The following is a 12,466-nucleotide window of genomic DNA, read 5'->3' as shown; positions in this document are numbered from 1 at the left end:
CCCTCACCTCTTCTTCGCCGGCGGCCGGCCGACATGCACGGTCAGTGCGGGCGGCCTGGCGAGGCCGAGTTCCTGGATGCCGATGCCCAGCGCCGTGTCCAGATCCGCTCGTACGTCGTCGAGTTCACGGAAGTGCGACTGCGCGCGCACCGAAACCTTCTTACGCCCCATCCGTACCCGCGCGGACTGCACCCCGGAAATCTCCATCGCCCGGTCCCGCAGCACCAGCGCCGCGGCCTCCCGGTCGAGCCCCGCCCGTACGGATGCGACGTCGCGCCGCATCGGCAGCAGCGCCCGCAGTCCGGGCGTGACGGCGATGACGATCAGGCAGACGCCGACGGCCATCGCGGCCACCGCGACGGCCAGCACCCCCAGCTCGTCCAGCCGCCACTTCGCGAGGTCCGCCGCGAAGACGCGGCGCCAGTGCATGGCGGGCCGGTCGGCCCGTACCGCCGCGATGTCGTACAGCAGCAGTCCCGCGCCACCGAGCACCACCAGGGCAACCAGCCCGGCCGGCACTCTGCGTGCGGACCAGAACCGCCCTGCCTTGCCGCCGTCGCCTTCGGCCGGTGCCGGACCCGGCTCGTAGACGGCCGACGACGCCGACTGGTCCAGATCGAGTACGGGCCGTACGGGCTCGCTCATCGGATCCTCCCCTGTGCCGCCATGCGCGAGTGCACCGAGTGGAGCCGCTCGACCTGCACCGCCACCTCGGGCACATCCATACCCGCCAACGCCTTTACCCGCTGGACGACGTGATGACGCACGGAGCCGCACTGACCGCCGATGTCGGAGGGATAGTCGAGCTCCAGGCTGACCCGCACCCGGGCCACGTCAGCGTGCACCGTGACCGTGGCGTGCGGCGCCGTGCCGCCCTTCGGTACGCCCTCGAGCGCCTCACGCGCCGCCTGCGCGGCGATCTTCGCGACCACCCGGTCGGCGATCGTGGTCGCCCCGCGCTCGGTGGCTTCGACGCGGTCCGGGGCCACCGCGGGTCACCGCCGCCGGTCGCCGCGATCGCGACTGCGGAAGAAGTCGCCGGGTTCGAGGTCGCCGTCGAGGAACCGGCCCGCCACGAAGCCGATCGCCCCCAGGGCGGCGACCAGCAGAAAGGCACCGAATCCGCCGAAGTATCCGGCGAAGCCGAGCGCCATGCCGGCGATCAGGCCGGCTACAGCCATGCTCATCGTGGGCTCCTCTACTGGAGACGCGGTTCCGGCTCGTCCTCTTCCTCATCGGGCAGTTTCACATCGCTGACCGCGATATTGACCTCGACGACCTCAAGTCCTGTCATGCGTTCCACCGCGGAGATGACGTTCTCGCGGACGGCGCGGGCAACATCGGCAATAGAGACGCCGTAGTCGACGACGATCTCCAGGTCGAGGGCCGTCTGCACCTCGCCGACCTCGGCCTTCACACCGCGGGTGACACTGGACTTGCTGCTGCCCGGCACCCGGTCGCGGACCGCGCCGAAGGTACGGGAGATCCCGCTGCCCATGGCATGGACTCCGAGGACGTCGCGGGCGGCGAGCCCGGCGATCTTCTCGACGACACCGTCGGCGATGGTGGTACGGCCGCGGGAGGCGGGATCGCCGCCGCCGCGCTTGGTCGTGGACGTCTTCCTGGGCTCTTCGCCCGAGCCCGACGGCTCATTGCCACGGTTCTCGGGCCGGTTGAACTGAGTGGTGTCGGTCATCGCCGTGCGTCCTTTCCGGGCGGGTTGGACTCCGTTGTCCACATTAAGTGCGCTTGCCCGCTCTCGCGCCGGGGATGCGGCACGCTGGACCAATGACCACCGCTGATGCAGTACGGCGACGGCTCGGGCTCGGCAGGCTGCTTCCGCTGGGCGGCGCCGCGGACGGGGCCTGGCTGGCGGAACAGGCGGCCGACGTGGTGCTGCGGCGCGTGGCGGCCGAGGTGCCGGGGGTGGCGCCCGGAAGGCTGAGGCTGGCGCTCGCGGACCCGGAAGCGGCGGCACGGCCCGCCGTACCGCCGCCGCCGAGCGCGCTGCCGCCGGGCCCGCTGCGTATCGAGGCGGATTTCGCGGCGGTGGCGTGGGAGCCGCTTCCCGCGACAGCGTCCGAGCTGCGTGCAGCCCTGTTCACGGCCGCGGCCCAGCTGCTGGATCTGAGGGTCGCGGAGGTGGATCTGCGCGTGACGGACGTGCTGGACGCCGCCCCGGAAACCCTGGACGACGCTCCCCCACCCGGGGTACGGGCGGCCGACCCGAAGGATCCGGCGGGCACGGCGGCGTCCGGGGCCGCGGGCGTGGCCCATCTGACGGCGACCCTGGGCGCGGCTGTGCATCTCGCGCCCGACCATGTCCGGGTCGAGGTGGCGACGGCGAGCGGTCACCACCCGCTGGAGGTGGTTCGGGCGGTCCGCGAGGCGGTGACGGCTGCGCTCGCGGACGGCCGCCCGGTGTCGGTGCTGGTCACGGCCGTAGGAATGTGACCGGGGGCGGTGCCCTGAACGTCACGCGGGCCTGCCCGGAGCGGATCAGTCGCCGATGCCCGCGAGGTCACGCAGCCGGCGCGCCTGCGCAGCCCGCTCGGCGGTGCGCTGGTCCTCGTACGAACGGCCGCTCACACCCTGCAGCAGCGCCTTGGTCTCGATCACCGCGTCCCGCGGCGCCGCGAGCAGCGCGGCCGCCAGGTCCCGTACCGCGCCGTCGAGCTCGTCGCCGGGCACGACAAGGTTGGCCAGGCCGGTGCGCTCGGCTTCGTCGGCATGGACGAAGCGGCCCGTCGCGCAGATCTCCAGCGCGCGGGCGTAGCCGACGAGCGACACCAGCGGGTGCGTGCCGGTGAGGTCGGGGACGAGCCCGAGGCTGGTCTCGCGCATGGCGAACTGCACGTCCTGCGCGACGACCCGGAGGTCGCAGGCGAGGGCGAGCTGGAATCCGGCACCGATCGCATGACCCTGGACGGCCGCGATCGTGACGATGTCACTGCGGCGCCACCAGGTGAACGCCTCCTGGTACTCGGCGATGACCGCGTCGAGCTCCGAGTCGGAGCCGCGCGCGAGATCGAGAAAGGACGGCTCGCCGTCGAAGCCCTCGGGCGTGAACGCCTGCCGGTCGAGCCCCGCGGAGAAGGACTTGCCCTCGCCGCGCAGCACCACGACCCGCGCGTTGCCCGGCAACGACCGACCCGCCTGCGCCAACGCCCGCCACAGAGCGGGAGATTGGGCGTTGCGCTTGTCCGGGTTGGTCAGGGTCACCGTGGCAACCGCGTCCTCGACGGTGAGCCGTACGCCGTCCTTGTCGAGCACAGAGTCGAGCGAAGTCATGGGGCGCCTCCGGTTCGGGTGCAGTCACATGCAAACGAAGTTAAGTGACTGCACAGTAACCACCCGGCCGACCCTGCGACCGACCGGGTTGCCACCGTGGAAACCGGTGGACCGGAGGAGCCTCGACGGTCAGGCCGTAGCCTTCTTGCCTCGCGTCGCTCCGCCGCGTCCCCGCAGCGTGACTCCGGACTCACTGAGCATCCGGTGGACGAATCCGTAGGAGCGGCCGGTCTCTTCGGCCAACGCCCGGATGCTCGCACCGGAGTCGTACTTCTTCTTCAGGTCTGCCGCGAGCTTGTCGCGCGCGGCGCCGGTAACCCGGCTGCCCTTCTTCAGAGTCTCGGCCACCCGTGCCTCCTCATGGGAAGTGCGCTCTGGACTTCTCATGATCACCCCTCGGGGGCTTCCTGGCCACCCATTCGGCAAGGTCCGTGCGACAAGCTTTGCCGCCCGATATGGGGCAGCCACGATCGGAATCTTTCATTCCGGGTGCCGCAATCCGCACGTACGCGCGGATTCCTTGTAGAAGTGCCTGGTCAGCGCCGCGTGGGCGGGACGGGTGGGCCATGGCACCGGAGGGAGCTGATCCGCTCGGTGCCACGCCGGGGTACGAGACGTTCTCACTCAGATGATGGATCACCCGTGAGCCGAATGATCCATACGGAGTGGATCAGAGCCGGACCGGACCGGAAACACCGGTCCGGCACCGGTCCGGGGCCGTCAGGCGAGCGCCACCAGGTCCGCGTAGTCCGAGCCCCACAGGTCCTCGACGCCGTCCGGCAGCAGGATGATGCGCTCGGGCTCGAGCGCCTCGACCGCTCCCTCGTCGTGCGTGACGAGGATGACCGCGCCCTTGTAGGTGCGCAGCGCACCGAGGATCTCCTCGCGGCTGGCCGGGTCGAGGTTGTTGGTCGGCTCGTCGAGGAGCAGGACGTTCGCGGACGAGACGACCAGGGTGGCCAGCGCCAGACGGGTCTTCTCACCGCCGGAGAGGACCCCGGCCGGCTTGTCGACGTCGTCGCCGGAGAACAGGAACGAGCCCAGCGTCTTGCGCACCTGGACGAGGTCGAGGTCGGGCGCGGACGAGCGCATGTTCTCCAGGACCGTGCGGTCCGGGTCCAGCGTCTCGTGCTCCTGGGCGTAGTAGCCGAGCTTGAGCCCGTGGCCCGGGGTGACCGCTCCGGTGTCCGGTGTCTCGACACCCGCGAGCAGGCGCAGCAGCGTCGTCTTGCCCGCGCCGTTGAGGCCGAGGATGACGACCCGGGAGCCCTTGTCGATCGCGAGATCCACATCGGTGAAGATCTCGAGTGATCCGTACGACTTGGACAGGCTCTCCGCGGTCAGCGGGGTCTTGCCACAGGGCGCGGGATCGGGGAAGCGCAGCTTGGCGACCTTGTCGGAGACACGTACCGCTTCAAGGCCGGAGAGCAGCCGTTCGGCGCGCTTGGCCATGTTCTGCGCGGCCACGGTCTTGGTGGCCTTGGCGCGCATCTTGTCCGCCTGGGAGTTGAGGGCCGCGGCCTTCTTCTCGGCGTTCTGGCGCTCGCGCTTGCGGCGCTTCTCATCGGCCTCGCGCTGCTGCTGGTAGAGCTTCCAGCCCATGTTGTAGACATCGATCTGCGAGCGGTTGGCGTCCAGGTAGAAGACCTTGTTGACGACCGTCTCGACGAGATCGACATCGTGGGAGATCACGATGAAGCCGCCGCGGTAGGACTTCAGGTAGTCGCGCAGCCAGACGATCGAGTCGGCGTCGAGGTGGTTGGTGGGCTCGTCGAGCAGCAGGGTGTCGGCGTCCGAGAAGAGGATGCGCGCGAGCTCGACCCGGCGGCGCTGACCGCCGGAGAGCGTATGCAGCGGCTGGCCGAGCACCCGGTCGGGCAGGCCGAGCGCGGCGGCGATGGTGGCGGCCTCGGCCTCGGCGGCGTAACCGCCCTTGGTGAGGAACTCCGTCTCCAGGCGCTCGTACTTCTTCATCGCCTTCTCGCGGGTGGCGCCCTTGCCGTTCGCCATGCGGTCCTCGTTCTCGCGCATCTTCTTCAGTACGGAGTCGAGGTCACGGGCCGAGAGGATGCGGTCGCGGGCGAGGGTGTCGAGGTCGCCGGTGCGCGGGTCCTGCGGGAGATAGCCGACCTCGCCGGAGCGGGCGATGGCGCCGGCGGCGGGGATGCCTTCGCCCGCAAGGCACTTGGTGAGGGTGGTCTTGCCCGCGCCGTTGCGGCCTACGAGGCCGATGCGGTCGCCTTTGGCGATACGGAAGGAAGCGGACTCGATGAGGACGCGTGCGCCGGCGCGCAGCTCGATGCCGGAAGCGGTGATCACGGAAAGACTCCAGGGCGGTATGGACGGCGGAAGGGACGGGCGTGGGAGCTTCGACGCCGTCTAATGCGCAAGGAGAATTGCCATACGGGTCAGTCTACCGGGGGCCGGCAAGTGCTTTTCCGCCGACTTTCGCGGCTGCACCCGGGCTCGACCGCCGCTCCGGCTGCAGAGCGTCGCACATAGAGGGGCTTCATAACAAAAGGGGCGATACACATCACACTGATCGATACTCGGCGCAGGGCGGCGGGCTGCCGCCGCCGTGAGCAGAGGGTGGTGGCCCATGCAGTTCGACGACGACGCCGATCTGGACACGTCCGAGGTCCAGGATGTGCGCGGCAGCCGCGTCCCGGGCGGCAGGGCCACCATCGGCGGCGGCATCGTCGGCATCATCGCGCTGATCCTGGGGCTGCTCTTCGGTGTGGGTCCCGAGCAGCTCGGACTGACGTCGGGCGACTCCGATCCCGCCGCGACCGCCTCGACCCAGGCGCAGGTGAACCAGGCCTGCAGGACGGGTTCGGACGCCAACACCCGGGAGGACTGCCGGATCGTCGCGGTGGTCAACAGCGTGCAGGACTACTGGCGGGCCGAGTTCACGCGACGGCAGGGGCGCTACACCGACGCCCGGACGGTCATGTTCACGGGCCGGGTGGGCACGGCATGCGGGACAGCGACCTCGGCGGTCGGGCCGTTCTACTGCCCCGGCGACCGGCAGGTCTATCTCGACCTCGGCTTCTTCGGCGATCTGCGCACCAAATTCGGCTCCAGCGGCGGGCCGTTCGCCCAGGCGTACGTCGTGGCCCACGAGTACGGCCACCATGTCCAGAACCTGATGGGCACCTTGCAGCGGGCGCAGGACGGGCAGCAGGGCGCGAACAGCAATGCCGTGAAGGTGGAGCTGCAGGCCGACTGCTACGCCGGGGTGTGGGCGCACCACGCGACGACCACGCCGGACGAGACCACCGGCCGGCCCCTGCTGACCAGGCTCACGCCCGAGGACATCCAGGACGGCCTGGACGCGGCGGCGGCCGTCGGCGACGACCGGATCCAGGAAAAGTTCCAGGGCCGGGTCACGCCGGAGACCTGGACGCACGGCTCGGCCGCACAGCGCCGGCAGTGGTTCTACAACGGCTACACCACGGGCGACATGGCCCGGTGCAACACCTTCGGCTGAGTGTCAGTGGCGGCTGCCAGACTGAGATGCAGATCACATTCCTACCGTCGAGCCTGAAGGAGTGGTCGAGATGACTCAGTCACCAAGCATCTGTCCGACATTGAGGTACGCGGACGCGAAGGCAGCGATCAAACAGCTCACCGAGGCCTTCGGCTTCACCGAGCACGCGGTGTACGAGGACGAGGCGGGCGCCGTGATGCACGCCGAGCTGACCTTCGGCAACGGCATGGTGATGCTGGGCAGCAAGGGCACCGGCAGCGAGTTCGACAAGCTGATGGAGGGCGGCGGGCCGATGGCGGTGTTCGTCCATGTCGACGACGTCGACGCGCACCACAGCAGGGCGGTGGACCGAGGAGCGGACATCGTGATGCCGCCGACCGACCAGGACTACGGCGCGCGGGACTACATGGCGCGGGACATCGAGGGCAATGTGTGGAGCTTCGGCACGTACGCACCGGGGGCGGAGGGGTCCTAGGGCCTCCACCGCCCCGGCGCTACGCGCCTCCGGTGTGCACCTGGAAGGCCGCCCGGCGTACGGCCTTGGCGAGGGCCGGGTCGGGATGCGCGGCGGCCAGGGCGACCAGGACCTGCACGGTACGGGGGTGGCCCCCGGCCCGGACCTCGTCGAGCAGCGCGGGGACCGTGCCCTGGACCGCGGAGTCGAGATGGCGCAGTAGCAGCTGGGGCTCGCCGTGGTCGGCGACGGCCGCCGCGGTGTCCACCCAGAGCCAGGTCGCTTCCTCGCGGGTGAGGACGTCCGCGGCGTCCTCGGGGTCCGCGCCCTCGTACTCGGCGAGCCAGAGCAGGACGTAGGGGCGCAGCGAGGGCTCGTCGGCGGCGGTGCGGACCTCGGCCTCGGCGGGGGCGCCGACGACGCGCAGCGCCTCGAAGGCGAGGCCGCGCAGCAGGGCGTCCTCGCCGCGGGCGACGCCCAGGAGTTCGGCGACCGCGCTGGAGACGGTGCGGGCGGCGAGCCAGGCGCGGTACTCGGCGCGGGCCGGGCCGGGGGTGAGGCGGGCACAGCCGCGCAGCATGTCCTCTGCGGACTGCTCGATGTTGCCCGCAGGGCTCTGGGCGGCGACGCAGATCTGCTCCAGCTTGACCCAGACCGCCCAGTTGCCGAGCGGCGTCAGGGTGGCCGAGCGGCCCTTGTCGAGCGTCAGCGCGCCTACGGCCGACAGGCCTTCAAGAGCCCAGTCGAGCAGGAGCGAGACGGGGACGAAGGGACCGGAGTCAGAGTTGGCGTCGAAGCCGGAGCCGGAGTTGGGGTCGGCGGGCTCGGGCTGCGGGCCGTAAGGGACTTCGCAGCGCTCCTCGCGCAGCTCGGCGACGCGCTGCTGGAGCAGGTCGAGCAGTACCGGTACGAGCACGGGACCGGCCGAGAGCTGAAGGAGGGAGAGAACCTGGGGCACGGCCTCGACGACCTCGGCGACCGCCGTCGGAGCGACATCCTCGGGCGCCGGGTGGACCAGCGACCAGGCGTCGAAGAGTGCGACCCAGCCGCGCAGCACGGCCATGTCGTCACGGTCCCAGGCGCGCAGCCGCCAGCCGGGGCGTGCGGTGTCGCCGTGCAGCTCGACGAGTCCGGCGAGGCGCGCGCGGTCCCAGCCCGCGCGGACCTGGAGCGGGGTCAACTCCAGTGCGGCCGCCGCCCGTTCCTGGGTCCGCTCGGTGAGCTGTGCGGTGCTGGGGTCACGCTCGACGGCCGCCCAGCGGGCGATCCGTACGGCGTCGGCGAGGACCGTCCTGGCCTGTCGGGCCAGTTCCGAAGGGGCCGGGGTGCCCTCGGGAGGCCGGGGGGCCGGCCGGGTACCCCGCGTCGTCACGGCCCGCCGTGCGGTGGCCAGCGATCGCGGGCGGACAAGACGGAGTCTGGAGTTGCGCGCCAATTGCTCATCAGGCTTTCGGGACGTCACGGGGAGCAGTCTTCCCGCTCACGGCCCGAAAGCCCAAACGGAACCTGTTCGGCTCGTTCAACGGCCCTCCCCGTGGAGGCGACACACAGGGGCCGCCGGGCGCTACATCAGCGGGGTGAGGAAGCGGCGGAGGGCTTCTTCGTAGCGCGCCGGGTCGGCGTTCCACATGGCGGCGTGCGGGGCGTGCCGGACGGTGTTCAGGCTGATCAGTTCGGGGCGGCGTGCGGCGAGTTCGCGGGAGAGCTGCCAGGAGGCGAGGCTGTCGTCCGGGCCGTGGAAGATCAGGGTCGGCACGCGCATGCCCTTCGGGTCCGCGGCTTCGAGCAGCCGGTCGCCGTGCAGCCCCGTCCTGCCCTGGGCCGCTCTGACGGCGAGCGGCAGCAGGGGCGCCGGGGTGCCGCGGGCGGAGGCCAGGCTGCGCAGGGTGGCTTCCCAGTCGAGGACCGGGGAGTCCAGGACGAGGCCGCTGATCCGATCGCGCAGCGCGGAGTTGGCGGCGGCGTGCAGGGCCATCGATGCGCCGGTGGACCAGCCGTGCACGATGACGCGCTCGGCGCCCTGGCGCACCGCGTAGCGGATGGCGGCGTCCAGGTCGCGCCACTCGGAGTCGCCGAGGTGCCCGAGTCCGTCGGGGGACGCGGGAGCGCCGGGATCTCCGCGGTAGCCGAGGTTGAGCACCGGGAAACGGTGGGTGTGCAGGAACGGCAGGAGGTTCAGGGGATGTTCCCTGGTGGCGCCCAGGCCGTGCACGGTGATGACCCAGGTGTCGCGGGGTCCGGGCACGAACCAGGCGGGCAGCGGGCCGAGTTCACCGGGGATGTCGACGTCCTTGTGGTCGAGGCCGAGCGCGCTCGACGGGTCGCCGTCGTGCACCCGCGGGGTGAGCCGGACCTTGGTGCCGGGCTCCAGGCTGCCGTGGCTGACCCGCTCGAGGCGGCGTACGACGGTGTCGGCGCGGCGGGGCACCCCGTCGAGTATCGAGCCGATGACGGCGTGGACGTCGTCGCCCTCGATTCCGTACCGGCCGGGGCGCTGGGTGGCGAGGCTGCGGGTGAGCGTCACATGGCCGGCCGCGGTGGAGTGCACGGTGAGCCGCGGGTCTCCGGGCAGCGGCCGTCCCGGCGTCGCCTTGAGCGCGGCGTCGCTTGCGTAGCGGCCGGCCGCTATCACGGCCGCGCCGACGCCGATGAGTGTGGTGACGGCTGCTGCCGTCGCGGTAACCGGGCGCACCGTTCCAGTGTCGGTACGCACGGGCCGCGCTGCCAGTGGAGGGAGCCGCCGGTGTCAGCCGGGCTGGCCGTACCCCTGGAGCTTCTCGGACACCTCGCGCAGCTGGGAGCCGGAGAGCAGGGTGGGCGCGTATCCGGGCACGGAGGCGGCGGTCAGCCAGACGCGGCACATCCACTCCAGCTGGGCGGTGCGGTCGTAGGCCTGGTCGAGGGAGTCTCCGTAGGCGACGGTTCCGTGGTTCTGCAGCAGGCAGGCGGTGCGCTCGTGCAGGGCGCCGAGCATGTTCTCGGCCAGTTCCTCGGTTCCGTACAGGGCGTACGCCGCGACGCGGACGGGGCCGCCCATGGCGGCGGCCATGTAGTGGATGAGCGGGATCTCGGGGACGAGGGTGGAGACGGCGGTGGCATGCACGGCGTGGGTGTGGACGACGGCGCCGGCGTGGGTGTTGCGGTAGATCTCCAGGTGCAGGGGCAGCTCGCTGGTGGGGGCGAGGTCGCCGAGGACCTGGTTGCCGTCGAGGTCGACGGCGACGGCGTCCTCGGGGGCGAGCCTGTCGTACGCGACTCCGCTCGGGGTGACCAGGACGAGTGGGCCGACCCGTACCGAGACATTGCCCGATGTGCCCACCACCAGGCCTTCCGTCGCCGTCCTGCGTGCGGTGGCCACGAGGTCCCGCCATGCCCGCTCGATCGCGTCCTGCGCCACCTGATAGCTCATGCGGCGATCCTGTCAGGAGGGGCCGGGGGCCACAGGAGGGGCGAGTGACGGAGATCACGCGAAACGCCCCAAAAGCCATATTTTCGAGGCGTCGCCTTGGCTCCCGGCAAGCAGAGGGAGAAATCCTCACTTCAGGACACCGCGCAGCCCGCCTCAGTTCATCTTCCGTTCATTCAGGTTAACTACGTTCACCGCGCCACTGACGTCAAGAGATTGCCTGGGTAAATGGAACACATCACGCTGCTGCTAGCGATCGTGATCGTGACAGCTCTCGTGTTCGATTTCACAAACGGTTTCCATGACACCGCCAACGCGATGGCGACGACCATCTCGACCGGCGCCCTGAAGCCCAAGACGGCGGTGGCCATGTCCGCCGCGCTCAACCTCGTCGGCGCGTTCCTGTCCGTCGAAGTCGCCAAGACAATCTCCAGCGGCATCGTCACCGAGGCAGGCATCACCCCCGAAGTCATCTTCGCGGCGCTCGTCGGCGCCATCCTCTGGAACCTGATGACCTGGCTCATCGGTCTGCCGTCCAGCTCCTCGCACGCCCTGATGGGCGGACTGATCGGCGCCACCATCGCCTCGGTCGGCGTCAGCGGCGTCAACGGCGGCACCGTGGTCACCAAGGTGCTGATCCCCGCGATAGCCGCCCCGCTGGTAGCCGGCATCGCGGCGTTCCTCGCCTCCCGGCTGACGTACAAGATCGGCAAGAACGCCGACGAGAAGGCCACCGCGAAGGGCTACCGCGCCGGCCAGGTCGCCTCCGCGGGCCTCGTCTCCCTCGCCCACGGCACCAACGACGCCCAGAAGACGATGGGCATCATCACGCTGGCGCTGATCGCCGGCGGTGTGCTCTCGCCCGGCTCCAACCCCCCGATGTGGGTCATCCTCTCGGCCGGTCTCGCGATCGCGATGGGCACCTACCTCGGCGGCTGGCGCATCATCCGCACCATGGGCAAGGGCCTGACCGACCTTCAGCCGCAGCAGGGCTTCGCCGCCCAGACCAGCGCGGCCAGCGTCATCCTCGCCTCCTCCAACCTCGGCTTCTCGCTGTCGACGACGCACTCCTGCTCCGGCGCCGTGATGGGCGCGGGCCTGGGCCGCAAGGGCGGCGTGGTCCGCTGGTCCACCGCCACCCGGATGTTCGTCGCCTGGGGCCTGACGCTGCCGGCCGCCGGTCTGGTCGCAGCGGGCTCGGAGTTCGTGACCAAGCAGGGCGACTGGGGTGTCGCGGTCGTCGCGGCCTTCCTGATCGGCGCCTGCGCCGCGATCTGGTTCGTCTCCCGCCGCCAGGTGATCGACCACACCAATGTCAACGACGCGGCGGAGGCCGAGCCCGCGGGCGTCGTGACCACCGCCATCGCGGCCGTCACCCCGCCGCCGGCCGGCACTCCGGCGCAGGACCTCAAGACGACCATCTCGGCTCCGGCCCCCGCGTCCGGCTCCGAGCCGACCCGCCCGGCCACGGTGTAAGGACAGATCAGCATGAAAATCGACTGGGCAGCACTCGGCTCCGTCTTCGGCGTGAGCCTCGTCGCCACCGTCGCCCTGGTGGGTCTTTTCACCCTCGGCGTGGTGGGCCTGAGCAAGCAGGAGTCCGCGACCGCGGGCGGCGGCTCGGCGGTCCTGGCGCGGACCGGGGCGTACGCGTGCTTCGCGCTGTGCGCGGCGGCCGTGGCGTACGGGATCTATCTGATCGTCACCTGACAACCGCGAGGGGTGTCTGGACGCCCCCTGGTCACCTCAGGTCCGGGCCGGGCACCCCATCGGGTGACCCGGCCCGCGTGTGTACCCCGACACACTCTCCCCGCGCAGGTCAAAG

15 protein-coding genes are annotated in these 12,466 nt (G+C 70.9%); 5 read left to right on the top strand and 10 right to left on the bottom strand.

Annotated elements, in window-relative coordinates; translation table 11 throughout:
* Window positions 1–3 precede the first annotated feature (3 nt).
* Genes ABZS64_RS27265 through ABZS64_RS27250 form a run of 4 tightly spaced genes read right to left on the bottom strand, consistent with a single transcriptional unit; the run spans window position 4 to window position 1,696 of the window.
* Complete coding sequence (locus tag ABZS64_RS27265; RefSeq protein ID WP_355834934.1) at window positions 4–645, bottom strand: DUF6286 domain-containing protein; 642 nt, start codon at window positions 643–645, stop codon at window positions 4–6.
* On the bottom strand, window positions 642–989 hold the full coding sequence (locus ABZS64_RS27260) for a hypothetical protein (RefSeq protein ID WP_355834931.1): 348 nt from the start codon (window positions 987–989) through the stop codon (window positions 642–644). The genes ABZS64_RS27265 and ABZS64_RS27260 overlap by 4 nt, the downstream gene beginning before the upstream one ends.
* Before the next feature lie 6 nt (window positions 990–995).
* Window positions 996–1,187 carry a hypothetical protein gene (locus ABZS64_RS27255; RefSeq protein ID WP_355834928.1) on the bottom strand — a complete coding sequence of 64 codons (192 nt, stop codon included), beginning with the start codon at window positions 1,185–1,187 and terminating at the stop codon, window positions 996–998.
* Window positions 1,188–1,198: 11 nt separating this feature from the next.
* A complete protein-coding gene (locus tag ABZS64_RS27250; protein ID WP_355834925.1) occupies window positions 1,199–1,696 on the bottom strand; it encodes an Asp23/Gls24 family envelope stress response protein in 498 nt (165 codons plus the stop codon).
* Between the two features lie 92 nt (window positions 1,697–1,788).
* Between ABZS64_RS27250 and ABZS64_RS27245 the strand changes: the two genes are divergently transcribed.
* Window positions 1,789–2,454: a hypothetical protein gene (locus ABZS64_RS27245; RefSeq protein WP_355834922.1), complete on the top strand. Its 666-nt coding sequence runs from the start codon at window positions 1,789–1,791 to the stop codon at window positions 2,452–2,454.
* Window positions 2,455–2,499: 45 nt separating this feature from the next.
* On the opposite strand, the gene ABZS64_RS27240 is transcribed toward ABZS64_RS27245, so the two are convergent.
* The 3 genes from ABZS64_RS27240 to ABZS64_RS27230 form a co-directional block, all read right to left on the bottom strand.
* The gene (locus tag ABZS64_RS27240) at window positions 2,500–3,291 is read right to left on the bottom strand and encodes an enoyl-CoA hydratase/isomerase family protein (protein ID WP_355834919.1); all 792 of its coding nucleotides are present in this window, start codon (window positions 3,289–3,291) and stop codon (window positions 2,500–2,502) included.
* Window positions 3,292–3,420: 129 nt separating this feature from the next.
* A complete protein-coding gene (locus ABZS64_RS27235; protein WP_185035675.1) occupies window positions 3,421–3,639 on the bottom strand; it encodes a helix-turn-helix domain-containing protein in 219 nt (72 codons plus the stop codon).
* Window positions 3,640–4,011: 372 nt separating this feature from the next.
* Window positions 4,012–5,610 (bottom strand): ABC-F family ATP-binding cassette domain-containing protein, encoded by a 1,599-nt coding sequence (locus ABZS64_RS27230; RefSeq protein WP_355834916.1) that lies wholly within the window; start codon window positions 5,608–5,610, stop codon window positions 4,012–4,014.
* Window positions 5,611–5,890: 280 nt separating this feature from the next.
* Here ABZS64_RS27230 and ABZS64_RS27225 point away from each other — a divergent pair, with 280 nt between their 5' ends.
* Window positions 5,891–6,781 carry a neutral zinc metallopeptidase gene (locus ABZS64_RS27225; protein ID WP_355834913.1) on the top strand — a complete coding sequence of 297 codons (891 nt, stop codon included), beginning with the start codon at window positions 5,891–5,893 and terminating at the stop codon, window positions 6,779–6,781.
* A gap of 70 nt (window positions 6,782–6,851) precedes the next feature.
* A complete protein-coding gene (locus ABZS64_RS27220) occupies window positions 6,852–7,256 on the top strand; it encodes a VOC family protein (RefSeq protein ID WP_355834910.1) in 405 nt (134 codons plus the stop codon).
* Between the two features lie 19 nt (window positions 7,257–7,275).
* Here ABZS64_RS27220 and ABZS64_RS27215 read toward each other — a convergent pair whose 3' ends face one another.
* The 3 genes from ABZS64_RS27215 to ABZS64_RS27205 all read right to left on the bottom strand — a co-directional run bounded on the left by ABZS64_RS27215 (window position 7,276) and on the right by ABZS64_RS27205 (window position 10,644).
* On the bottom strand, window positions 7,276–8,607 hold the full coding sequence (locus tag ABZS64_RS27215; RefSeq protein ID WP_355834907.1) for a hypothetical protein: 1,332 nt from the start codon (window positions 8,605–8,607) through the stop codon (window positions 7,276–7,278).
* Between the two features lie 192 nt (window positions 8,608–8,799).
* Window positions 8,800–9,927, bottom strand: a complete 1,128-nt coding sequence (locus tag ABZS64_RS27210) for an alpha/beta fold hydrolase (RefSeq protein WP_355834904.1) — start codon at window positions 9,925–9,927, stop codon at window positions 8,800–8,802.
* Window positions 9,928–9,981: 54 nt separating this feature from the next.
* Complete coding sequence (locus tag ABZS64_RS27205; protein WP_355834901.1) at window positions 9,982–10,644, bottom strand: class II aldolase/adducin family protein; 663 nt, start codon at window positions 10,642–10,644, stop codon at window positions 9,982–9,984.
* Between the two features lie 225 nt (window positions 10,645–10,869).
* Here ABZS64_RS27205 and ABZS64_RS27200 point away from each other — a divergent pair, with 225 nt between their 5' ends.
* Window positions 10,870–12,117, top strand: coding sequence for an inorganic phosphate transporter (locus ABZS64_RS27200; RefSeq protein WP_355834898.1), 1,248 nt, complete (start codon window positions 10,870–10,872; stop codon window positions 12,115–12,117).
* A 12-nt stretch (window positions 12,118–12,129) separates the two neighbouring features.
* On the top strand, window positions 12,130–12,351 hold the full coding sequence (locus tag ABZS64_RS27195; protein WP_355834895.1) for a hypothetical protein: 222 nt from the start codon (window positions 12,130–12,132) through the stop codon (window positions 12,349–12,351).
* The last annotated feature ends 115 nt before the right edge of the window (window positions 12,352–12,466 follow it).

Origin of the sequence: Streptomyces sp. NPDC005408 (assembly GCF_040606445.1) — a bacterium.
Taxonomy (GTDB): Bacteria; Actinomycetota; Actinomycetes; order Streptomycetales; family Streptomycetaceae; genus Streptomyces.
Note: the sequence above shows the minus strand (reverse complement) of the source record. Positions and strands in the feature narration are given on the sequence as shown.